General features: G+C 69.0%; 18 protein-coding genes and 2 pseudogenes. 9 read left to right on the top strand and 11 right to left on the bottom strand.

The genetic code is table 11. From position 1 onward, the window contains the following. Positions 1-3: 3 nt before the first annotated feature. Positions 4-1,692 (bottom strand): polysaccharide deacetylase family protein, encoded by a 1,689-nt coding sequence (locus R3I40_RS10870; RefSeq protein ID WP_285261655.1) that lies wholly within the window; start codon positions 1,690-1,692, stop codon positions 4-6. A 153-nt stretch (positions 1,693-1,845) separates the two neighbouring features. Between R3I40_RS10870 and R3I40_RS10865 the strand changes: the two genes are divergently transcribed. Next, complete coding sequence (locus R3I40_RS10865; protein WP_285261656.1) at positions 1,846-2,700, top strand: aldo/keto reductase; 855 nt, start codon at positions 1,846-1,848, stop codon at positions 2,698-2,700. An 82-nt stretch (positions 2,701-2,782) separates the two neighbouring features. Next, a complete protein-coding gene (locus R3I40_RS10860; RefSeq protein WP_285261743.1) occupies positions 2,783-3,595 on the top strand; it encodes an aldo/keto reductase in 813 nt (270 codons plus the stop codon). A gap of 118 nt (positions 3,596-3,713) precedes the next feature. Here R3I40_RS10860 and ctlX read toward each other — a convergent pair whose 3' ends face one another. Then, positions 3,714-4,622, bottom strand: a complete 909-nt coding sequence (gene ctlX / locus R3I40_RS10855; protein WP_317699995.1) for a citrulline utilization hydrolase CtlX — start codon at positions 4,620-4,622, stop codon at positions 3,714-3,716. Positions 4,623-4,752: 130 nt separating this feature from the next. After that, positions 4,753-5,808: an ornithine cyclodeaminase gene (locus R3I40_RS10850; protein WP_285261658.1), complete on the bottom strand. Its 1,056-nt coding sequence runs from the start codon at positions 5,806-5,808 to the stop codon at positions 4,753-4,755. 199 nt (positions 5,809-6,007) lie between these two features. Between R3I40_RS10850 and R3I40_RS10845 the strand changes: the two genes are divergently transcribed. Then, positions 6,008-6,442: an Lrp/AsnC family transcriptional regulator gene (locus R3I40_RS10845; RefSeq protein ID WP_259922370.1), complete on the top strand. Its 435-nt coding sequence runs from the start codon at positions 6,008-6,010 to the stop codon at positions 6,440-6,442. A gap of 120 nt (positions 6,443-6,562) precedes the next feature. Here R3I40_RS10845 and R3I40_RS10840 read toward each other — a convergent pair whose 3' ends face one another. After that, positions 6,563-7,222: a GNAT family N-acetyltransferase gene (locus R3I40_RS10840; protein WP_285261659.1), complete on the bottom strand. Its 660-nt coding sequence runs from the start codon at positions 7,220-7,222 to the stop codon at positions 6,563-6,565. Between the two features lie 572 nt (positions 7,223-7,794). Next, the gene (locus tag R3I40_RS10835) at positions 7,795-8,736 is read right to left on the bottom strand and encodes a rhomboid family intramembrane serine protease (protein ID WP_285261660.1); all 942 of its coding nucleotides are present in this window, start codon (positions 8,734-8,736) and stop codon (positions 7,795-7,797) included. Between the two features lie 128 nt (positions 8,737-8,864). On the opposite strand from R3I40_RS10835, the gene R3I40_RS10830 reads away from it, so the two are divergent. Further along, positions 8,865-11,123, top strand: a complete 2,259-nt coding sequence (locus R3I40_RS10830; protein WP_285261661.1) for an MMPL family transporter — start codon at positions 8,865-8,867, stop codon at positions 11,121-11,123. Between the two features lie 101 nt (positions 11,124-11,224). Here R3I40_RS10830 and R3I40_RS10825 read toward each other — a convergent pair whose 3' ends face one another. Continuing rightward, complete coding sequence (locus R3I40_RS10825) at positions 11,225-11,599, bottom strand: FAD-dependent monooxygenase (protein WP_239375657.1); 375 nt, start codon at positions 11,597-11,599, stop codon at positions 11,225-11,227. 343 nt (positions 11,600-11,942) lie between these two features. Here R3I40_RS10825 and R3I40_RS10820 point away from each other — a divergent pair. Further along, positions 11,943-12,852 (top strand): annotated as a pseudogene (locus tag R3I40_RS10820) (DDE-type integrase/transposase/recombinase); the annotation flags it as partial. 188 nt (positions 12,853-13,040) lie between these two features. Then, positions 13,041-13,649, top strand: coding sequence for a hypothetical protein (locus tag R3I40_RS10815; RefSeq protein WP_239375658.1), 609 nt, complete (start codon positions 13,041-13,043; stop codon positions 13,647-13,649). 3 nt (positions 13,650-13,652) lie between these two features. Here R3I40_RS10815 and R3I40_RS10810 read toward each other — a convergent pair whose 3' ends face one another. From R3I40_RS10810 to R3I40_RS10795, 4 genes are all read right to left on the bottom strand, one after another. Continuing rightward, positions 13,653-13,844, bottom strand: a complete 192-nt coding sequence (locus tag R3I40_RS10810; RefSeq protein WP_239375659.1) for a hypothetical protein — start codon at positions 13,842-13,844, stop codon at positions 13,653-13,655. A gap of 101 nt (positions 13,845-13,945) precedes the next feature. After that, entirely contained in the window at positions 13,946-16,051 is a 2,106-nt protein-coding gene (locus R3I40_RS10805) for a neutral/alkaline ceramidase (RefSeq protein ID WP_285261662.1), read from the bottom strand. Between the two features lie 440 nt (positions 16,052-16,491). After that, positions 16,492-17,388, bottom strand: a complete 897-nt coding sequence (locus R3I40_RS10800; RefSeq protein ID WP_317699989.1) for an endonuclease domain-containing protein — start codon at positions 17,386-17,388, stop codon at positions 16,492-16,494. Positions 17,389-17,754: 366 nt separating this feature from the next. Continuing rightward, positions 17,755-18,291, bottom strand: coding sequence for a peptidylprolyl isomerase (locus R3I40_RS10795; RefSeq protein ID WP_183377315.1), 537 nt, complete (start codon positions 18,289-18,291; stop codon positions 17,755-17,757). Between the two features lie 248 nt (positions 18,292-18,539). Here R3I40_RS10795 and R3I40_RS10790 point away from each other — a divergent pair, with 248 nt between their 5' ends. The 3 genes and pseudogenes from R3I40_RS10790 to R3I40_RS10780 all read left to right on the top strand — a co-directional run bounded on the left by R3I40_RS10790 (position 18,540) and on the right by R3I40_RS10780 (position 21,353). Next, positions 18,540-19,544 carry a hypothetical protein gene (locus tag R3I40_RS10790; RefSeq protein ID WP_285261664.1) on the top strand — a complete coding sequence of 335 codons (1,005 nt, stop codon included), beginning with the start codon at positions 18,540-18,542 and terminating at the stop codon, positions 19,542-19,544. 201 nt (positions 19,545-19,745) lie between these two features. Then, positions 19,746-20,153 (top strand): annotated as a pseudogene (locus tag R3I40_RS10785) (GNAT family N-acetyltransferase); the annotation flags it as partial. 117 nt (positions 20,154-20,270) lie between these two features. Further along, positions 20,271-21,353 (top strand): glutamate--tRNA ligase family protein, encoded by a 1,083-nt coding sequence (locus R3I40_RS10780; RefSeq protein WP_285261744.1) that lies wholly within the window; start codon positions 20,271-20,273, stop codon positions 21,351-21,353. Here the strand turns inward: R3I40_RS10780 and R3I40_RS10775 are convergent. Next, on the bottom strand, positions 21,350-22,732 hold the full coding sequence (locus tag R3I40_RS10775; RefSeq protein ID WP_239375662.1) for an APC family permease: 1,383 nt from the start codon (positions 22,730-22,732) through the stop codon (positions 21,350-21,352). The two genes, R3I40_RS10780 and R3I40_RS10775, sit on opposite strands and share 4 nt — an antisense overlap. Positions 22,733-22,790 lie beyond the last annotated feature (58 nt).

Raw genomic sequence — 22,790 nt, 5'->3', positions numbered from 1 at the left:
CGCTCAGCAGGACGGGATGGTGCGGAACACGTAGCCCTTCGCCTGCAGCTGCGGGATGTACTGGTTCATCGCCGCGACGGTCTGACTGCGGTCGCCGCCGCCGTCGTGCTCGAGGATCACCGCGCCCGGGTGGGTCTGCTCGACAACCCGCTTCGCGATGGTGTCCGCGCCGGGCTTCGCCCAGTCCTGCGGGTCCACGGTCCAGCCGACGATGTTCTCCTTCTCCTCCGCAATGATGCTGCGGACGCGCGAGTTGGACGCGCCGTAGGGCGGGCGCATGCAGGTGAGGTCGCCGCCGATCGCCTTGCGGGAATCGCGCAACTCGCGGCGGACCCCGTCGGGCCCGAGCTTAGTGAGGTCCGGGTGGGTCTGGGAGTGGCCGCCCACCTTCATGCCCTTGTCGCGGATGGTCTGCACCATGTCGGGGTCAGCGGCGGCGGACTGTCCGAGGAGGAAGAAGGTGGCGGGGATGTCGTACTTCTCAAGGGTGGCGAGCACCTTCGGGGTGTCGGGCCCGGGGCCGTCGTCGAAGGTGAGGTAGGCGATGGGCTTGCCGTCGGCGGTGTGGGTGGGGAAGGCCGAGGTGCCGGTGATGCCCTGGTTCCACGGGACGAACTCGTCGGGCTGGCCGCCGGGCTCGCCGCTGTTCGCTTCGGCCTGCTCAGCGGTTTCGGGGCGCTTGTCGGAGTTCTGCTCCGCCCCCATGTGGCGGCCGGTGGGCACGAGGTGCCCGCGGATCTGCGGAGTCGTGGTGGGGGCGGCGAGGCTGGCGATGCGCACGCGCACCACACCCGGGTGGTCGGTGTGGATCAGGCCGTCGGTGCCGATGGAGAGCTGGTGGCCGTCGGCGTCGACGGCGTCGAGCTGCGTGTCGGTGAACGAACCGGACAGCACAAGGTCCTGGCCGTCGGGGACGTCGAACGCGAATTCGACGGGGCGGCCCAACAGGATCGGGTCGGAGTACTCGAAGCCCTCGGTGATCGAGGCGATGGGGGCGCCGTTGTTGACCTTGAGTTCGTCGGCGTGGTCCTCCTTCGCGCTGGACACTTCGCCGTCGGAGCCGGCCGAGGCGGGGGTCACGCCGATGTCCCAGGCTGCGGCGGTGCCGGCGCCCTTCGCGGCGGGGGTGATGACGAGGCGTCGCTGCCTGTGGTCGACGATGCCGGCGGAGGTGTGGGCGTCGACGGTGATGCGGACTCCGTCGGCCGAGGCGCCGGTGTCGGTGACGGTGAGGTGGACGCCGAGCTGCTGGGCGGGCAGCAGGACGGTCTGCTGGCCGACGGATTCGGACTTCCCGAGCGCGCCGACGACGACCACGCTGCCGTTCTGGCTCGTGCGGGTGGCGAGGCGGAGGGCGTCCTCTTCGCCGTCGCCGTTGATGTCACCGGTGATGACCTTGCCGGAGGGCTTGAGGTCGGGGTCGGAGGCGAGGGCGGAGTCGACGGCGTCGGTGGGCGCGAGGTCGGTCGCAACGGAGGCGTCGAGGGCGCCCTTGGGGAGCTTCTTCGCGTCGTCGGCGGCCGACGGAGGCTGGCCAGCGCCCTGGTTCGCTCCCTTGTCACCCGTTCCGCCCGCGGGTGCGGAGTCGGGGCCGCTGGTGCAGGAGGCGAGGAGGACGCCGCCGGCGAGGAGGGCTGCGGCGGTGCGCAGGCGGGGGCGGCGGACGAGAGGGAAGCTGGTGCTGCGAGTCATGGGAACCAGTATGGGGACGCAACAGTGATTCCGCATTCGACCATCGTAGGGTAAAGAAAAGGTAATGTCCGGGTCTTCGTGCAGCCGGGGGTCCGAGCGCGCCGGACGGGAAGGATAGCCTGGTGCCGGTCCGTGCCCCAAGGAGGCCCCCGAATGACAGAACCCCTGGTCAGCCCCGTCGTCACCCTGCGCGACGGCCTCGAGCTCCCGCAACTCGGGCTCGGCGTCTACAAGGTCGACAACGCTGACATTCCCGGCGTGATCTCTGCCGCATTGGACATCGGGTACCGCCTCATCGACACCGCCGCGCTCTACGAGAACGAAGAGAGCGTGGGGCAGGCCCTGCGCGAGAGCGACGTGCCGCGCGAGGACATCGTGGTCACCACGAAGATCTGGAACGACGACCACGGCTACGACGCCGCCCGCCGCGCCTTCGACGCCTCCATGGACCGCCTCGGCCTCGACGTCCTCGACCTCTGCCTCATCCACTGGGCCGTACCCGAGCAGGGACTGTACGTGGACACCTGGCGCGCCCTCATCGACCTGCAGGAGGAGGGCCGGGTCCGCTCCATCGGCGTCTCCAACTTCGCCGAGCCGGAGCTGCGGGAGATCATCGACGCCACGGGCGTGACCCCGTCGGTCCACCAGATCGAACTGCACCCGTTCTTCAACCAGGCCCGCATGCGCGAGGTGAACCGCGAGCTGATCATCCCCACCGAGGCGTGGGCGCCGCTCGCGCGCGGCGGTGAACTGTTCACGCAGGCGGATCTGCACCAGATCGCCGCGATGCATGACGCCACGCCCGCGCAGGTGGTGCTGGCCTGGCACCGGCAGATCGGCACGATCGCGATCCCGAAGTCGGTGTCTCCGGAGCGTCTGCGGGAGAACTTCGAGTCGCTGCGGATCGAACTGACCGATGCGCAGATCGACCTCATCAACGAACTGGACCGCGGCATCGCGGGCCGCACCGGCATGGACCCCGCCACCATGCGCCGCATCGGGGAATAGCCGGCACCCGTCGGCCCCGCCCCTGACCCCCCGCCTGAGGAAAGGACACCCCGTGACTGCTCTCGCCTCCCCCACCCTGACGATGAACGACGGCCGCGAGATCCCGCAGCTCGGGTTCGGCGTGTTCACGATGTCGAACGAGGAGGCGGAGGCGTCGGTGAAGGAGGCCCTCACCGTCGGCTACCGCCACATCGACACCGCCGCTGTGTACGGCAATGAGGAGGGTGTGCGCCGCGGCATCGAAGCGTCGGGGGTGGACCCGTCGGAGATCTTCCTGGTGACGAAGCTGTGGAACACCGACCAGGGCTACGATTCCACGCTGCGCGCGTTCGAGGAGTCGATGCAGCGCCTCGGGCGCGAGAGCATCGACCTGTACCTGATCCACTGGTCGATGCCGAAGCGTCGGCTGTACCCGGAGACGTGGCGGGCGTTCCTGGAGCTGAAGGAGCAGGGCCGCATCTCGTCGGTGGGCGTCGCGAACTTCCCGGTGGAGCAGCTGGAGGAGCTCGTGGACGGCTCCGGCGTGGCTCCGGTGCTCAACCAGATCGAGCTGCACCCGCACTTCAACCAGCCGCAGCTGCGCCGCGTCAATGCGGAGATGGGCGTGCTGACGGAGTCGTGGGGCCCGCTGTCGCAGGGCGGCGATGCCCTCACCGACCCGGTCATCACCGAGATCGCGAAGGCGCACGGCGCAACGCCGGCGCAGACGATCCTCGCCTGGCACCGCCAGCTCGGCCTCGTGGTGATCCCGAAGTCGGTGACGCCGGAGCGCATCCGGGAGAACTTCGAGTCGCTGCAGCTGACGCTGACCGATGACGAGGTGGAGCGCATCACCGCACTGGACCGCGGGCCCGAGGGCCGCGTGTCCCGCGACCCCGCCGACTTCAACGAGTGAGCCGCCGACGCGGGGCGGCTGACTCGGTGGGGCACGGCCGGGTTCGAGCAGCGTTCGCGGCCGCCCCGCCGCGTCAGCCCCACCACGGCGAGGCGCCCTGCCCGGCCGCCCCGCCGCGTCAGGCGCGCGGGGTGTGCACCTGGCGGGGCTCGAGGTGGATCCCGGCGAGCATGCAGCGAGCGGACCCACCGGCCAGTTCGAGCGTGTGCACATCCACCGGCAGCAGCTCCACGCGCGACTCGATCCGGTCGCGCTGGGCGCGGCTGAGCGAATCCACACCGGTGCGGCTCATGACGAGCAGGCGCCCGTCGGCCCCCTGCACCTCGAGGCAGTTCCCGGCGAACGACCCGATCTGCTCCTCCGTCAGCTCCACGACCTCGCGGCCGGTGTCGCGCAGCTGCCCGAGCACGGCGCGGCGCTCGGACCCGTCGCGGATCATCGACGCACCGATCACGGCGAGGTCCGTGCCGAGCGCCATCATGACGTTCGTGTGGTACACGGGGACGCCGTCGGAGTCAGTGGCGTCGAACAGGATCGGGGTGTAGCCGGCGAGCTCGCAGAACTCGTCGAACAGGCGGCTGGAGAGCCGCTTCGAGCGGCACGCGTACGCCAGCATCTCCAGGTGGTCGAAGATCATCACGCCGGTGCCTTCGAGCGCTTCGCCCTCCAGCTCCGCCGCCGAGAGATCAACCGTGTCGTACACGTGGAACCGTTCCTGCAGCAGCTCGAGCGCGTCGGCCCGGCGTTCCAGCCGGCGGTTCTCCGCATACATCGGGAACGTGGCGAGCAGCCCCGTGGGGTGCGTGGTGATCCAATTGTTGGGGAACACGGAGTCGGGGGTGGTGGTGCCCTCGTCCTCGAGCAGGAGGACATCGACCCCGCGGCCGCGCAGCTGCTCGACCATGCGCGTCACTTCATCGTAGGCGCGCTGGGCGATGACGCTGCGGGATGCGTCCGGCTCAGTCTGGAAGTGGTTGTCCGCCGCGGTCTGCTGGTTGGGGCGGAAACGGTGCGGTCGCACCATCATGACGGCGCTGGGAGCCTGGGTTCGGGTACGCGAAGGAGACCCCTGCTCCGGGGAGGGCCGACGGAGGCGCGCTGCCGCGCCCCCGTCGGTTCCGATCTGCGCCATGGAGGTGTATCCCATGGCAGCGACCTCAGCCGACGGGCTTGAGGGAGTTGACCATGGAGAACAGGTCCTTCGGGTCGTCCGGGTCGGCGACCAGGTCGACCTGGTCCTGCAGCTCAGTGCCGGCGGTCATGTCGCGGCACACCTTGAGCGCGGAGCCGTCGGAGATCGCGAAGCCGACGGAGTCGAAGATCGTGATCTGGTCATCGGAGGTGCGCCCGTCGGCCTTGCCGGTGAGGACCTTCCAGAACTCGACCACCGGGAAGTCCTCCGGCATCTGCTGGATCTCGCCCTCGATGCGGGTCTGCTCCGGGAATTCGACGAACACGGGGCCGCGCTCGAGGATGGCGGCTTCGAGCTCGGTCTTGCCGGGGGCGTCGCCGCCGATGGCGTTGATGTGAACGCCCGGGTTGGCGAGGTCGATCTGGCGGTCGGAGAGGACCTTGTTCTGCGCCTTGTCGGCGGTGCAGACGGTGATGATGTCCGCGCCGGTGACGGCCTCATCAGAGGTGTCGCAGATCTGGACGCGGAAGCCGAGCGGCTCGAGATTGCGGCGGACCTTCTCCTGTGCGGCCGGGTCGACGTCGTAGATCTTGAGGTCTTCGACGCCGAACACGTGGCGCATGGCGAGGGCCTGGAACTCGGACTGCGAGCCGGAGCCGATCATGCCCATGACCTTCGAGTCCTTGCGGGCGAGGTGCTTGGCGAACATGCCGGACACGGCCGCGGTGCGCACGGCGGTCAGCAGGGTCATCTCGGCGAGGAAGGTCGGGTAGCCGTTGTCGACATCGGCGAGGACACCGAACGCGGTGACGGTCTGGTAGCCGCGCGCCGGGTTGGAGGGGTGGCCGTTGACGTACTTGAAGGAGTAGGTCTCCGAGTCCGAGGTGGGCATCAGTTCGATGACGCCGATCGGGGTGTGGGAGGCGACGCGGGGGATCTTGTAGAACATCTCCCAGCGCTTGAAGTCCGCCTCGAGCTGGTCGATCATCCGGGCGATGATGTTCTCCACGCCGTCGCGCTGGATCCAGCGCGCCATGGAATCGACGCCGACGAAAGCTACCACTGTGTGCTCCTTCCACATGGGGATGCCGCTGCTGCGGCTCGGTCTTCGCTGACTCGCGTGCGGGTCCCGTTCCAGCTGGTGGCCGGCGCGGGGCCGTTCGTTGCGACTCAGAACAATGTCAAGCCTAAAGGGATCATTGTGAACACACCACCGACGTAGTGGGCACAGTGTGCGCAGAGATACATCATTGTGCGCATCCCTGGTTAGCATTGTGACCATGCCCGCTCTGTCTGAGTTCGACCGCTCCCTCATCTCCCTTCTCCGCAAGGACGGCCGCATGCCGATCGCGACGCTCGCCGCGCAGCTCGGTGTCTCCCGGACCACGGTGACGAAGCGTCTGGAGCGCCTGGAGTCGCGCGGCGTGATCGTCGGCTACACGGTGCGGGTGCGCGACGAAGGCGAGCTCGACCAGATCCGCAGCGTCACCCACATCGCGGTGGGCGGCGTGACCACCACGACCGTGATCGAGCGTCTGCGCGGCATGCCGGAGATCGCGGCGCTGCACACCACGAACGGCAACTGGGACCTGGTCGCGGAGATCTCCTGCCGCGACCTCACCCACTTCGACCAGGTGCTGCGCGAAATCCGCAACACCAGCGGGGTGGAGAACTCGCATTCCTCACTGCTGCTGAGCTCGGTGGTGCGGCACTGACGAGCCCGCCCCCTCCCGTGGCGGCGGAGGTGCGCGGGTGGGCGCCGGCCGACGGGCTCATGCCCGGGTGGCGCTGGCCGACGGGATCAGACCCGGGCCGACGGGTGCCGACCCGGGCGGCTACTCCCCCGTCAGCATCCGCCGCAGCTCGGGGGTGAAGCCCTCCACCTGCACCTCCACCTTGGGGCGCACGAAGTCGTCCGGGGTGAGGACCATGCGGTGGTGCAGCCTCCGTCGGCCGCCCTCCATCACGACGGCTGTGCCGTTCGGCCGGTAGCCGAGCCGCTTCGACACGGCGAGGGAGGGCAGGTTGCCGTCCTCCGCACCGGATTCGGCGCGTTCGGCGCCGAGGTGGTCGAACGCGAACACGAGGATCGCTTGGCGCATGAGGGTGCCGATGCCCTGGCCGTGGGCTGAGCGGGTGAGCCAGGAGCCGGAGTCGACTGTGCGGAGGCTCGCGAACTCCTTGAGGCGCAGGCCCTGACTGCCGACGAGGCGCCCCTTCCACCAGACGCCGAAGGGGATCTCATAGTCGTCTCCGCCGATGGCGGCGCGCTGGGCCCACTGGAACTGGACCGCACTTTTCGCGGTCGCGGCGAGGTCTTCGCCCAGCCAGGCGAAGCAGGCGTGTTCGAAGGCGGGGTCGAAGACCGGTTCGTGGAGCAGTGCGGCGTATTCGGGAAGGTCGCTGTCGCGCATCAGGCGCATGGTGAGGTCGTCGGCGGTGATGCGCAGGGCGAACGGCGGGAACAGGTCCTCGAGGCTGGTGGACGTGCTCATTGGACGAGCATACGGGGACCGACGGGCGCGGTGTCGGAGTGGGGCTGCGGCCCCTGAAGAACCGGAAGTGTGGACAACCGCGCGGGGCCGGGTGGCCGAATCAGGGCCGACGGAAACTACACGCCTGTGATTATCCCCAGCCGTGGACAACTTTGTGGATAACTTTTGGGATGTTCGTGGATTCCCCGGCCTCAATTGTGCACATATGCGGCCTGCGTTGTGCACATACCGCGCCCAAGTGGGGACAACTACGGGTGTGAATCGTGTGCACAGTCGCCGCCTACCCACCACACTCACTGTGGATAACCCGTCGGAACACCCACTGACCTGGGAAATCACAACAATGCGATTACTCCACACATGTGGACAGCGATGTGGATGGCGCATGTGCACAAGCCCCACCTTGTCCACAACGGGTGGACAGACTGTGGAACCGCAACCGCCCGGTCACCGAGAAAACCCCTGGTGACGAGCCCCTGATGTCGGCGTGAACAGACCGGCTGCGCGCTCAGAGCAGAGCACGCAGCCGGTGTGCAGAAGTGAGGCGGCGGTGCACGCCGCCCGCGGTGCCATCAGAACAGCGGCGGCATCGCCCAGTCCGGCACTGTCAGCACGCGGGCCAGGACCACTGCGCCGAGCACCGCGAGCGCGGCCGCGAGCACCGCGGCATGGGTGAGGTCCGCCCGGCGGGCGAGGGCGGCACGGTCAGCACCGGGGGCCGCCTTCACGCGAGTGGCGAACAGGACGAGGGCGATGAGGGTGCCGGTGATCATGCCGCCGAGGTGTCCCTGCCAGGAGATGTCGGGGTACATGAAGGAGAACGCGAAGTTCAGTCCGATCAGCACCAGCACCTGGGTGGCCTGCTCGCCCATGCGTTGCTGCACCACGAAGAGTGCGCCGAACAGGCCGAACACTCCGCCGGAGGCGCCGACGGTGCCGGTGTACCAGTCGTCCAGGCCCGCGCTCGCCAGCCACATCACGGCGGCGTGGCCGCCGATCACGGACAGCAGGAACAGGCCGAGGTAGCGCCAGCGGCCCAAGGACCGTTCGAGGAACTGGCCGATCGCCCACAGGGCGTACATGTTCAGCAGCAGGTGCATGATGCCGCCGTGGAGGAATCCGGAGGTGATGAGTGTCCACGGCATCGCCTCGGTGCGGAACGGCGCGAAGGTGGTCCACTGCCGGATCACGCCGGAGACCCCGGGGAGGTTCTGCAGGCCGAACATGACCACGCAGATGCCGATCAGTGTCCAGGTGATGATCGGGGTGTCGGAGCCGCGGCCGCCGATGGCGTTGCGGGGCTGGGCGGCGGCGCGGTCGCGCTGCAGGTCGCCGGCGCAGTCGGTGCAGATGGCGCCGACCTCGGTGTGCACTTGGCAGGCGCCGCACATGGGCCGGTCGCAGCGCCGGCATCGCACATAGCTGGCGACCTGCGGGTGGCGCGGACAGACGGGCGCGCTGTGGGCGGCGCCCGAGGATCCTGACTGGCCGAAGCTCGGTGGGTTCTGACTCATACCCCATTTCTACCCGACCCGGCCCGCCCAGGCCCGGTCAGGGCGCGGGGAGCGGGCCCGGTCAGGGCGCGGGCACGATCAACCCTTCGGTTGATCACCCCCGTCTGCCCGATTTCTAGCGTGGAGGCATGAGCACCGCACTGCCCCGCACTGAGGCCCGCCGGCACCCGTCGGCCTCCACCTCCACCCGTGAAACCGCAGCCCGCTCCGCCCACACCCGCAACGGGCACCGCGCCCACCCGGGCGGGCCCGGCCCCGCCGGTGAGCCGACCCGCCTGGAGCGCATGGGCCGTTTCCTCACGTCCACGAAGGGCGCGTGGATCACCCTCGCGCTCGCCGTGGTCGCCGCGCTCGCGATCTTCGGCGGTCTGCGCGGCACGGGGCCCGTCGGCGGAATGGACGCCGCGCCCGCGACCGCTGAGTCCACGCAGGCGAAGGAGCTGCTCGCCAAGGCGCCCGGCAGTGAGAACCAGCAGGTCATGGCCGTGGTCTCCCGCCCGGACGGCGCCGCCCTCACCCCGGAGGACATGAAGCGCGCCGAGAAGGTGAAGTCCGCGCTCGCCGCCGAGAGCGGCACGGAGGCGTTCGGGCCGATCCCGTCGGAGGACGGCAAGGCGGTGATCGTGGGCACCCAGATCAACACGGAGCCGTCCACCTCCGCCGATGAGGCCACCGCGACCAGTGAGAACAACACGGCTGTGGACGCCGAAGTGAACGCCCTGCGGGAGACCGCGCACCGCACCGGCGGCGACGACCTCACCGTGCAGGTGACCGGCGGTCCCGCCATCGGCTCCGACATCCGCGGCGCCTTCGTCGGCGCCGACTTCACCCTGCTGGCGGTGACGATCGCGGTGGTCGCGGTCCTGCTGCTGCTCACCTACCGCTCCCCCATCCTGTGGATCGTGCCGCTGGTGGTGATCGCCCTGGCCGACGGGGCCTCCAGTTCTCTGACCAGCTTCCTCGGCGAGAAGCTCAGCCTCGCCTTCGACGCCGGCGTGATCTCCGTGCTGGTGTTCGGCGCGGGCGCGAACTACGCCCTGCTGCTGATCTCCCGCTACCGCGAGGAGCTGCACGTCCAGCAGGATCAGCGCTCAGCGCTCGCCACCGCGTGGTCGCGGATCATCCCCGCGATCGTCACCTCGAACGTGACCGTGGTGCTGTCCCTGCTGACCCTCATGGTGGCGCTGATGCCTGCCACGCGCGGCCTCGGCATCGCTGCCGCCGCTGGTCTGCTGCTGGCACTTCTGGCGGTCGTGTTCCCGCTGACCGCTCTGCTGGCCCTGCTGGGCCGCGGCATCTTCTGGCCGTTCATCCCGCGGCCCGCGCATCACCATGAGGCACAGGGCGGTGCCGAGGAGGAGCCGCGCGGCCTGTTCGCTGCCGTGGCCCGCGCCGTCACGGCACATCCGGTCATCTCGGGCCTGGCCGCCCTCGCGATCCTCGTGGCCGGTGGCCTGGGCCTGGTGGGCACGCAGATCGGGCTGTCGCAGTCGGAGCAGTTCGCGACCGCGTCCGAGTCCCGTTCCGGACTGGAGACAATGGCTGCGCACTACCCGGCCGGTGAGGCCGGCCCGCACACCGTGGTCGCCCCCGCTTCCGCCGCCGACGGGTTCCTCGCGAAGGCGAAGGACGTGGACGGTGTGCAGCGCGCCCACGTGACCGGCAAGCCGTTTACTGCCGACGGCGGCACCTGGGTTCCGATCAGCGTCACCGGCACGGCGGAGCCGGAGACCGCTGCTGCGACCGCCGAGGTGGACGCCCTGCGCTCCGCTGCCGTGGACACCGATCCGCAGATCCTCGTGGGCGGCACCAGCGCGGCCGCAGCGGATGTGCACAACGCGTCCGTGCGGGACCTGACCCTGATCGCGCCGCTGATCGTTCTGGTGGTCCTCATCCTGCTCGGCGTGCTGCTGCGCTCGGTCGTCGCCCCGATCGTACTGATGGCCCTGACCGGCATCTCCACCGTGGGTGCGATCGGCATGGGCACGCTCCTCGGCGAGGCCCTGTTCGACTGGCCGGGCCTGGACATCACCGTCCCCCTGATCGCGTTCCTGTTCCTGGTGGCGCTCGGCGTGGACTACTCGATCTTCCTCGCCCACCGCATTCAGCAGGAGAACCGGACGCACCCGATGCGCAGCGCCCTGGTGCGGGCCGTGTCCCACACGGGCGTGGTCATCACCAGCGCTGGCGTGGTCCTCGCCGCCGTGTTCGCCGCTCTGGGTGTTCTGCCGTTGGTGGTGCTGGGGCAGCTGGGTCTGATCGTGGGCCTCGGCGTCCTCATCGACACGGTGCTCGTGCGCACCGTCCTCGTGCCCGCCGTGTTCACCCTCATCGGCGACAGGGTATGGTGGCCGACGGCGGCGGTACAGCCGGGCTCTACCCCTTAACCGTCCAGGACGCACGGTCGGCGGTACGCTCCGGCGCGAGCTCAAACCGGATCGACCGACAGGAGGAGGAGCGGTCGCATCTGGCCGCGGACTCTGGGCACTCACTTCGCCGGTGGAGTCCACGACTGCAACCAGTCCGACTGCCGCCTGAGCGCCGACTGAGGCGTGGCGGCGAGCACCGCGTCCCGCATTCGCGCCGCAACCGGACCGCCGGCGTGGGCGAGCCGGCCCACCAGCCGGGACCGCTGCGCGATCCGCTGACTGCGAGGCCTGCGCAGCGAGTCGTATGCCTCCAGTGCCCGCGCCAGTGCCTCGGGGTCCGGAGAGTCATGGGGAGCCAGCGGGGCGAGCAGAGTCGCGAGAGTGGCCGCGTCCGCCATAGCCTGCCCGCCGCCCTGGCCGAGGTTTGGAGTCATCGCGTGCGCGGCGTCACCGGCGAGCCGGCACCACCGGACCGGACGCGAGACGACGGCCATCACGAGCAGACTGCGCGGGTCTCGGGCTCACCCCGTGGCGGCAGCGGACACAGCACCGCACTTCGACCCGCCTGCGTGATCGGAATGATCTGGCTGACCCTGATCATCCTGGGCACCGCCACGATCGGACGACAGCTCCGGTCCGCTCGTTTCCTCCGCTGGATCGACCGAGTCACCGGGGTGTCCTGATCTTCTTCGGCGCACGGCTCGCGGTCTCAGCCAAGGTCTGACATTCACGGACAGACTCCCTGGTGAGGGCTCAAGCTCGCTGAATCCGGTCCACACCGTCTCGGTCCGCCCGCCAAGCGGAGAGGACCCCTTGTTCCACCGCTGCGCTGAGCTCGGCGCTGAGCCCGACGCTGCGCACTTGGTCGAGCTGCGCGACCTCCGCCGGCGCAACCGGCTGCTGGAGCACGAGAACGAGGTCCTGCGCCGCGCTGCCGCCTACCTCTCGCAGGCGAACCTGCCGGGAACAGGCTCTACCCGCTCGTGAGTGAGCTCGCCGCCGATGGGGTCCCTGTCGCGGTGTCCTTGCGGGTGCTGAAGCTCTCCCGCCAGCCCTACTACCGCTGGCGGAAACAGCAGGTCACCGAGTCCGAGCTGGTCGAGGCCTATCGAGCTAACCGCTGTTCGACGCCCACCGTGACGATCCCGAGTTCGGCAACCGGTTCCTCGCCAGGGAAGCGGAAGCCGCTGGTGAGCCGATGTGTGAGCGGACCGCGTGGCGGATCTGACGGGACAATCAGTGGTGGTCGGTGTTCGGGAAGAAGCGCGGCAAGAACGGCAAGCGCCCCGGACCACCCGTGCACGACGACCTGATCAAGCGCGACTTCACCGCCGATAACGTCAACGAGATATGGCTGACTGACATCACCGAACACTGGACCGACGAGGGGAAGCTCTACCTCTGCGCGATCAAGGACGTGTTCTCCGGCCGGATCGTCGGCTGCTCCATCAGCGACCGGATGAAGGCCCGCCTCGCGGTGAACGCCCTGAACCGCCATCACCTCATCGGATCGATGGGCAAAGCCGGTGCTGCCGGGGACAACGCCGCGATGGAGTCCTTCTTCGCCCTGCTCCAGAAGAACGTCCTGGACCGCAAGCAATGGCGGACTCGAGAAGATCTCCGGATCGCAATCATCACCTGGATCGAGCGAACCTACCATCGACGCCACCGACAGGCCCGCCTGGGCCGATTGACCCCCATCGAAAACGAGACCATCATGAACCCGACCGTCAGCCTGGCGGCCTAACCCCAACTGACACCTGATCACGCATCAGTCCCGCCCGTTGCGTCCTGACCTCGGAACGAAACCCCGGGCGCTTCAAGCGTCTGTGGCAGGACGGTCTGCGGTAGGACAACAGATGCGACTCGGGATGGCTGTTGATGCCGGTTGGGCGTCGGGCGGTGGCCCCGAACGTGGCGATGGAAGGACGATCAATGTCTGAGCAGGGAGTGCAGTCGGTGTCGCTGGAGGATGTGCGTTTCCCGTTGCGGGTGCGTGTGCGGACGAAGGTGTGGGCGCCGGCGTTCGTGTTGGCGGTGGTGTTGTGGGTGTTGTCCGTGCTGATCATGGCGGGGGTGCCGTCGTCGTTGTTCGATGATGAGTCCGCGATGCTGTTGCTGTTGCGGGTGTTGATGGGGATCGGGTTTCTGCCGTTGACGTTGTATGTGGTCTACGCGTGGATGGCGTGGCGGCGGCCGCGGCATCTGACGGTGGATGAGCAGGGGGTGTGCACGCACTCGTGGCGGGTGCGTTGGGAGGACGTGGAGTCCCTGTGGCTGAACCCGACGCACGGTCAGGCCCCGGACAAGAAGACGCAGGTCGGTTTCATGGTCGAGGATCATGCTTGGACAGACGAACTGCGGCGGGGGAACAGGTGGGACTCGGGGTATCCGTTCGGCCTGGGCGGGTTGCTCCCGCGAAACCACTTGATCTATACGCAGTTCGCCACGGATCCGCCGATCCAGTCGTTGTTCGAGCTGTTCGAGCAGCTGCGGATGCAGGCTCGTGGTGAGACGCCGACGGAGGGCGCCGACCGCGCCTAGCACCTACAGGATCGGCAGCGCCGTCCCCGCCACCCGCGTGTGGAATTCGAGCTGCGCCGTCGGCGTGGTCCGCCTCTCCAGCGACTCACCAGGGGACGTCGCCAGCGGCACGCTCAGCAGCGCCACCGTCGCGATGATCGGGGTGACGATGCCGAGCCGGCGACGCGCCGCCGCCTCGAGAACAGTGCGCCTCACCGACCCGCCATCACCAGACGGGGCAGGATTGCCTGATCCGGGCCGACGGACTCACCCGTCGGCCCCCACCCCCCCCACACTCCCCCGCGGGACCTGCGGCGTCACCCGACGCGGAACGAGTGCGATATGCCGGAGATCTCCTTCAGCTGCCCCGCCCCGTTCTTCGCCGTGCCGAAGTAGCGCAGGCGGTACTCGCCCGCAGCCGCATCCTCCGGCACATCCCACGACACGGTCACATGGGACTGCGCCGCCAGGTGCCGCTTCCACTCGAACCGCGTGGTGAAGTCGTTGTCGTCAGCGATCCGCTCCCACGACGCGGACCCGTCGGCCCTCACCACCCTGCGCTCCACCTCGAGATAGGTGTCGTTGTGGCGCAGATCGTTGTTCGGGTGCGCGCCCTGGAAGACGGCGCTGGCGCGCTGCCCGCGCTTCACCTCACCCGCTGGCTGGGTGAGGACATCGCCGTACCTGCGGGTGCCGGGCAGGTCGTACAGGACCACGCCGACTGCGCTCTTCACGTACGGGCGGATCTTCGGCGCCTCACCAGGATCGATCTCGGCGCCGTTCGCGAGGTGGTCCGCGAGCTGCGCATACCCCTGCTGCAGCGCCGGCACCGTGAACCGGCCGAACAGGGTCGCGCCGCCCTCATAGTCCTGCTGCTCGAACTCCCACGGGGTCGCGAAGTAGTGGCCGTACGCGTTCGCGGCCTGCGCCACCACCACCTGATCCGGGTCGATCCCCGCCTTCTGCGCGACCGCTTCGCGCAACATCACGCTGGACGCGGCCGTCACCTCACCGGGCGCGCCGACGATCCACAGGTCACCCACCTGGATCAGCTGCAGCGGCAGCACAGTCTGCACGCCGTTGATCAGCCCCGACTCAAACAGGGTCGCCTTCGGCGCCTGGCAGTGCCGCAGCGCCGCATCGCCGCTCTGCGTGCCCTTCGTGATCGCCTCGAAGAACGGGTTGTTGCCGTCACCCTCATGCAGGAACGTGGCGCCGCCGCCACCGTCCTCCTGGCTGCCGGCGCCGAACGGCGCGCCGAGGATCGCGCGGCACGTCCGCTCCGATTTCCCGGTGGTCGAGTACTCGGCGCTCACCGTCTGGTTCTGCATGTCGAGCCACAGGATCTGCGACTTCACGGTGGTGGAGCCCATCGGCTCCGCCGCCTGACGCGCCTGCACCGCCGCATCATGCTGGCGGCTGCCCATGATCCGCATGTTCTCGAACTCGTCATCGGTGGGGCCCGACCCGGGCTTCAGGTTCAGGTTGGGCGTCTGATCCGCGCCGCCGGACATCAGGAACGCACCCGTGCCGCCGGTCTCCGCTTCGTACAGCGACTGCGCGTACCCCTTGTTGTCACCGGAGATCAGGGTGTTCTTCGAGGTCAGGGACGTGGGGTGGGTTCCGAAGAAGTTGATCATGTCCGGGTCATCGCCCTGCCGGTCGATGCCGAGGGTCACCGACTTCGGGTCGCGGGCTCCCGGGGTCTTCGCCTTCAGCTCCGACGGGTTCCGCTCCCACGCCGCCATCGACCGGTTCGTGCCCGCATCGGTCAGCTCCGCGGTGCCGAGGGACAGGGTGCTCGGCGCGAGCGACGCATCCGCCTGCTTCGCCGCATCCACCATCCCGTTCACGCGCGCATCCAGGGTCTTCTGGTGCACACCCATCGTGGTCACGTTGTAGAGCGAATAGTCGGTGTCACCCCCCGGCGTGGCATGCGTGTGGGTGCCCACGATCATCACGTTCGCATCGGTGTACTTGTCCCCGAGCTCCTTCTTCAGCTGCGCCAGCACCTGCTGCCGCACCAGGTTCGTGCCGGAGAGGACATCAGCGGTGATGATGAGGGTCCGCTCCCCCGTGGCAGGGTCCTGAAACGCGAACGCGCGCGCGTACTGCCGCATGTGGATGCCGCTGGACTTCTGGCTGCCGTCGCCGTAGCCCATCATGCCGTTCTCGCCGGGCTCGCCGGTGATGTCGGCGGTGCCGGAGCCGGTGAGGATCTGCATCGCAGAGGTATCCGTGGCGGGCACCGGGGCGGCGGGGGTCTTCAGTGTCGCGGTGTCCGCCAGAGTGGTGTCCCGCTCGAGGGGATCGACGGATGCTGCGGATGCGGGCGCGGCGATCAAGGACAGTCCGAGGCCGACGGATGCCAGCGAGGACAGGAACGCGACCGAGCGGCGGGGGGAGCTGAGGGAGGGGCTCATCGGTGGTCCTTTGAGAGTCGGGGGATGCGGGCCGATGGACGAACCCTGGGCCTGTCCGCACGCCTCGATGCTGTGCGAACCTCCCATGCTCATCCCCCGTACCCGGCGTTTCAGCTGTGAGGAATCTACCACTCGGTCGTCGCCGGCGGGTGCGGAACGCGGTGATGAGACGCCGCGCAGCGCCAGGCCCTGCGCAGCATCACCCGGATCTCCGCCCCTGCCCCCGCGCCATTGCCCGCCTACGCACCCGCCTCGCCGCGGGCTGCCGACGGGTCACCGTGCACTTTCCGACCAGAATCCTCGGTTTTCAGCTTTCCACGCGTTTGAGGGGGCATCGGACTCCATCTCTTGCACAGTGCACAACCGAAAAGGGGCCGCTCCCCCTGTTTTTGCACAAGCGTTTGGGGCCGATGCCCACTCCCGAGGCATCACCGCCGAGGTCAGCGAACGCGTGAACGGCGGTCATGGCTGAGTGCTGACCGGATCGCCGCCTCGACACGGTCGGGCTCATAGACGATCTGCTGCCAGGTGAACCGCAGCGTGTGGAAACCGAGCTCCATCGAGGCGAGGTCGCGCGCTCGGTCGATCCGGTAGGCATCGATCGTGTTCCCGTGGAACGCCAGCGAGTCGCATTCGATGATCAGCCGTTTCCCGACTCGGAAGTCCACCCTGTGCCCGTGCGCCAACCGCACCTGCTGGCGGTAGGGAACCCGCATCGCATCAAGGATGCGGTGCATCAGGGTTTCCGTTCCCGATTCGGAGAGACCCGAGATCCGTCCGATCTGGCGTCGGCGGTCACGCGGCACCGCGGCAAGCAGCGACTCGGCTTCCTCGAAGGAGAGCAGACGCTTGTTGACCGCGGACTCCAGCACGACGGCTGACTCCGATGCGCTGCCGCATCGCAGCGCATCGTCGAGGGCATAGTGCAGTGGCGCTACCGGCGAATCGTTGGGCCACCGGCAGGCCGCCCGGTGGCCTGTTGTTGCACGACCACCGATCCCTTTTCGGCCGTATTCATGAGTGCCGCTGCGGTCGAGAACCCACAGTCCGTACAGGGCAAGCACGGAATAGCAGGTGATCCGCCTGCCTCGAGCCAATGCCGCCGCGACTGTCGGGTCTGATCCCGGGACTGCGTACCAGCCCCACCCCACCTTGACCGCCCTGCCCTGCCGAACAGCAGCTTCGATTCTTCGGCGGGTCATGCCCCGAGCTCTGAGTTGTCCGTGGCTGAAGAAGGAGTCGTGGATATCCCGGATCGTTGTGGCCGGGCGACCGGGCGGAGGAGGCCCCTCGGTCAAGATCCGCTCGAGGTTGAGCGACGCGCTCGTCTGTCCCATTTCTCAACACTCAACCCGAACACAGCCTCCGTTCCACGGCGCTTCCGTCTTTGGGGAGAAGTGCCAGGATCGGCGCGCGCACGCTCGGGCCGAAGGGATCACGGCAGCCGCCCCGCGTCTGCAGCCGACGCACGGCGTGCACATGTTGGAGAAAAAGCGGGCTGCAGGGATCCCTCGTGCTGTATCGGGGCGTTTCCGGTCGTTTTTTGTTCAGCGGCGCCCCGGCCCGCGGGCGTGGGGCGGCGCGGAGACAGACGAAGGCCCCGGCCTCCGCTGCTGCGGATCCGGGGCCTTCGTCGCGACCGGTGGTCAGATGGTCGGGCGGCCAGGAAGCTGACCGTGGCCCGACGACAGGGGCCGAGGGGCTCAGTCCTCGATGGTGACCTTCTCGATCACAACATCGTCCAGCGGACGGTCGCGCATATCGGTCTTCACGGTGGCGATGGCGTCCACGACCTTCTTCGACTCGTCGTCGGCGACCTCACCGAACACGGTGTGCTTGCCGTACAGGTACTGGGTCGGGGCCACTGTGATGAAGAACTGGGAGCCGTTGGTGCCGGAGGGGCGGCCGGTGATGGCGTTCATGCGCTTGCCGGCGTTGGCCATGGCGAGCATGTACTTGTTGTCGAAGTTCTTCTCGGAGATCTCGTCATCGAAGTTGTAGCCGGGGCCGCCGGTGCCGGTGCCGGTGGGGTCGCCGCCCTGGATCATGAAGCCGTCGATGATGCGGTGGAAGATGACGCCGTCGTAGAAGGGGCGCTGCTCCTTCTCACCGTTGAGGGGGTTGGTGAACTCCTTCTCGCCCTTGGCGAGGCCCACGAAGTTCTCGACGGTCTTCGGGGCATGGTTCGGGAACAGCTCGATGCGGATGTCGCCGTGGTTGGTGTGAAGCGTTGCAAACATGCCTCCAGTCTCCCATATACCCGCACCGGGCCGGCCCAGAGGCCGCTGTCGATGCGCGCGGGTGTGCTGGGCCGATGCGCGCGGGTGTCTGGGGAGTCTCTGTGATCCTTCCGAGACCTCAGCGGTAGAGTTGCGGCGTAGCCCACAGGTGCGCTCTGCTCGGCTGACCCTTCGGTTCTGCCGCGGCGCGCGCCCGGGTGCACAGTCTGTTCCGCTGACGCGGAGGAACCAACGAAAGGGGTTCGCACATGGCACTCCTGCCTAGGACCAAACGCGCGGCTGAGAAGAAGGCCGCTGTGAAGAAGAAGCATCTGTCGAAGAAGGCGCAGAAGAACGCATCGAAGGCGCAGACCCGCGCCCAGAAGGCGATGGCTTCGATCGGCCCGCTGGCTGCTGTTGCCGCTGAGCAGGCACGTGAGCGCGCTGCCGGCTACTACGAGGACTACGCTCCCGTGGTGCAGAAGAACGTGCGTGAGGGCCTGAAGAAGGGCGGCGAGCGCTTCGGTGATCTCGCCTCCAACCTCAACGGCGACTACGCGAAGAAGGCGAAGCAGTTCCGCGGCGACTTCGAGGACGACTACCTGCCGCGCGCACGCAACACCGCATCGGCCGCGTCGGAGACCGGTGCCGCTGCGCTCACCGCTGCTCTGGCTGCTGCTCGCAAGGAGTGGGACAAGGGCGCTGGTGACATCCAGAAGGCCGCCACCGCCTCCCCGAAGAAGAAGAAGAAGAGCGTGTTCGGCAAGCTGCTGCTGGTGACCGGTCTGGCTGCTGCTGGTGCGGCCGTCGGCTACGTGGTGTGGCAGAAGACCCGTCCGATCGAGGATCCGTGGGCTCCGCCGGCGGACTTCGCTCGCGCGCACTACCCGGCTGCCGGCACCACCGATGCGGATTCCGCTGACGTGTCCGACTCCGTCGCCTCCGCTGAGGCCGGCGATCTCCCGGGTGCGCTCAAGCGCGACCCGAAGTCGCTGAACACGAACCCGGGCTCTGAGCGTCCCGTGACCGGTAAGCGCGCGGACACCGCTGTGAAGCGCACCCCGGACCCGGAGGCCAAGGGCGGCGACGTCAAGCGCGTCACCGACACCCCGGTGAAGCCGAACCCGGCCCAGCGCGATGCCTCCACCCCGACCCACGTCGCCGACGCCAAGAAGGTGAACGACGTGGAGAACCCGAAGAAGGTCGTGGACCCCAACGCCACCCGCGACCCGGAGGCTCCGGTGAACAAGAAGGAACACTTCCCGAACAAGTGATCCGTGCTCCCCATCAGGGGCAGTGAATCGAAGCGGCTCGGCGCATTGCGTCGGGCCGCTTCGCTGTGCCGCGGCGGGCCGACGGGCCCCAGCCGTCGGAGTGGGGTGGCCGCAGGCAGGGGCCGACGGGTCCCAGCCGACTGAGTGCGGTGGCCGCAGGCAGGGGCCGACGGGTGCCGCGCTGCCCGATAGGCTGGCCGCGTGTCCGAGCCCATCCTCACCGAACGCCTGCAGCTGCGCCCCCTCGCCCACACGGACCTGCCGGTGCTGTGGCGCCTGCACTCCGACCCGCGCGCCTTCGAGCACGACGCGATCCCCGAGCTCGGCGCAGTCGACCAGATGCAGCGCGTCCTCGCGCAGTGGCTCGCCTACGCCCGCCGCGACCACTACGGCTACTTCCTCGTGACCACACACGACGGGGAACCCGTCGGCGCCGCTGGCCTCTCCGGCATGGACGTGGCCGGCGAGACGGTGGCGAACCTGTACGTCCGCCTCTTCCCCGAACAGTGGCGGCGCGGGTACGCCCTCGAGGCGCTGCGCGCGGTCCTCGCCGCCGCGGACCGTTCCCGCTCCCTCGACCCGGACACTCCCTACCCGTCGGACGCGGTCGTGATCACCGCGGTGCAGAACACACCGATGCGCCGCCTCGCCGAGCAGCTCGGCTTCCACGAGACCGATGAGGAGGATCCGACGGCGGGGTTCGAGCACGTGCTGCTGCGCAGGCCGGTGGGGCTCGCGGCGCCCGCTGACCGCCCGGCACCGGCCGGCCGATTCGCCCCCTCCCCCAGTGGTGACTTCCACCTGGGGAACCTGCGCACCGGGATCCTCGCGTGGTTCTTCGCCCGCGCCACGCATCGCCGGTTCGTGATGCGCATCGAGGACCTGGACCGTGTGCGGCCCGGCGCGGAGCAGCGGCAGCTGGAGGATCTGCGGGCGGTCGGCATCGAGTGGGATGAGCCGCTGGTGCGGCAGTCGGAGCGGACGGACCTGTATGACGAGGCGGCGCGCCGTCTCGCGGAGCGGGGCCTGGTGTACGAGTGCTACTGCACGCGCCGGGAGATCCAGGAGGCGCCGAGTGCGCCGCACGCCGCACCCGGCGCCTACCCGGGGACGTGCCGGGATCTCACGGAGACGGAGCGGGAAGCGGGCCGGGCGAAGGTCGCGGACCTGAACCGGGAGCCGGCGCTGCGACTGCGGGCGGATGTGTCCACGTACCGGGTGCGGGACCGGTTCGCGGGGAGCGTGGAGGGCGCGGTCGATGACATCGTCCTGCGCCGCGGGGACGGGGTGTGGGCGTACAACCTGGTCAGCGTGGTGGATGACTGCGCGTTCGCGGTCGATCAGATCGTCCGCGCTGATGACCTGCTGGCCTCGGCGCCCCGCCAGGCGCATCTGACGGCGCTGCTGCAGGAGGTGTGGCCGAGCCTATGGGGCCGCGACGTCCCCGGGTGGGAAGGCGCTGCGCGGTCGGGCCGAACGGCCGACGGGGGCTCCTCCGCCGGCGGCGGGAAGGCGGCCGACGGGGCCGCGCCGTGGCCAGAGGTCGAGTACATCCACGTGCCGCTCGCCCTGAACACGAACGGGCAGCGGCTCGCGAAGCGGGACGGCGCCGTCACCCTCCGCGACCGCCTGGACGCCGGCGAGAGCATCGCGGACGTGGTGGACCGGATCGGCCGCAGCCTGGGCGTGGAGCATGCCCGCAGCGCCGCGGACATCGCCGCCGCCCTGGACCCGTCGGCCGGTCCGGGAACTGAATGGGTGCTCGAACCGTGGGTGGTGGATCTGCCGGCGACGCCGCCGGGCGCCTAGGCCGCGCGCCTCGTGACGGCGGGGTCGTCCAGGCTGCCGGGACCGCGCACCAGCATCACGACCACGCCGACGACCGTCCACACCGCGCCCACAATCAGCGCGATCGTGGAGGCGTTCACCAGCACCGCGATGAGGATCGCCGCGCCGATCAGCGGCAGGATCAGGTGCCGCAGCACGGAGCGCGCCACGGGCGCTGCACCCGCGGCGTGGCGCCGGCCGGCCCAGAACCAGCCGATCACTGAAGCGTGCAGCAGAGTGAAAGCGACCAGGGCGCCCACGTCCACAATGGAGACGAGGAGGTCGAGCCCGTCGGCCCGCGTGGCGGCCCACACCGCGAGCGCAACGTTCGCGGTCGCCGCGAAGAGGATGCCGCGCATCGGCACGCCTGTCCGCTCCGAGACCCGCGTCAGAGCCGAGGGCAGGGCTCCGGTGCGCCCCATGCCGAGCAGGATTCGCGACGCCGCCGCCTGGCCCACCATCGCGGAGAACGCGGCGCCGATGCCCTTCGCCACCGCGAGCAGAGTGTGCAGGATCGGAGACAGCTGCTCCCCCACCGCCGTGTAGTAGGCGGGGCCCTGCAGTTCGGGGTTCGCGGCGAGTTCCGCGGGGGTCGGCTCCATCAGGAGGGCTCCGATGTAGGTCTGCAGGATGAACAGGGCGCCGGCGAGGACGAGGCAGACCAGGGTCGCGCGGCCGACGACGCGGGAGGAGCCGACGGTCTCCTCGGCGAACGTGGCGATCGCGTCGAACCCCAAATAGGAGAGCACGGCGACGGACACTGCCGCGAACACCGCCTGCCAGGAGAAGACTCCGATACCGGTCAATGGGGTGAGCCAGCCGCGCGACGGACCAACAGTCGCCAAGTGCCACACGCCGACGATCAGCACGAGCCCCAGCACGATCACCTCAGCGACCACCACAATGGTGGCGGCGCGGGCGGCGATCTTGGATCCAGCGAGGTTCATCGCAGTGGTCAGCGCAACCGCACCGGCGGTCCACACCCACACCGGCACAACCGGGACCAGGGAGTTCATGGCGATGCCGGTGAACAGGTAGGCGACCGACGGGATCAGCAGATAATCGAGCATGACGATCCAGCCGGTGAAGAACCCTGCCCGCGGCCCGATGCCGGCTCGCGCATAGGCGTAGACGGACCCGGCGCTGGGCACCTCTCGGCTCATCAGCACATAGGAAGCGGCGGTGAACGCCATCGCGATGGTCGCAACGAGGTAGACGATCGGGACTACGCCGTGGCTCTTGGCGTCGAGCGGACCGAAGACGCCGACGGCAGCCGCCGGTCCGATGAATACCAGGCCGTAGGCGATGAGTTCGGGAAGGGTGACCTGGCGGCGCAGGCCGGAAGGGGCGGCAGTGCTCATGGGGCTCCTCTGCAGAATGGGCGAGTACTGAGGGCCACCCCAGAATAAGGCCGCGCGA

The organism is Helcobacillus massiliensis (assembly GCF_033106145.1).
Taxonomy (GTDB): Bacteria; Actinomycetota; Actinomycetes; order Actinomycetales; family Dermabacteraceae; genus Helcobacillus; species Helcobacillus massiliensis.
This window is presented reverse-complemented; position numbering and strand designations above follow the sequence as displayed.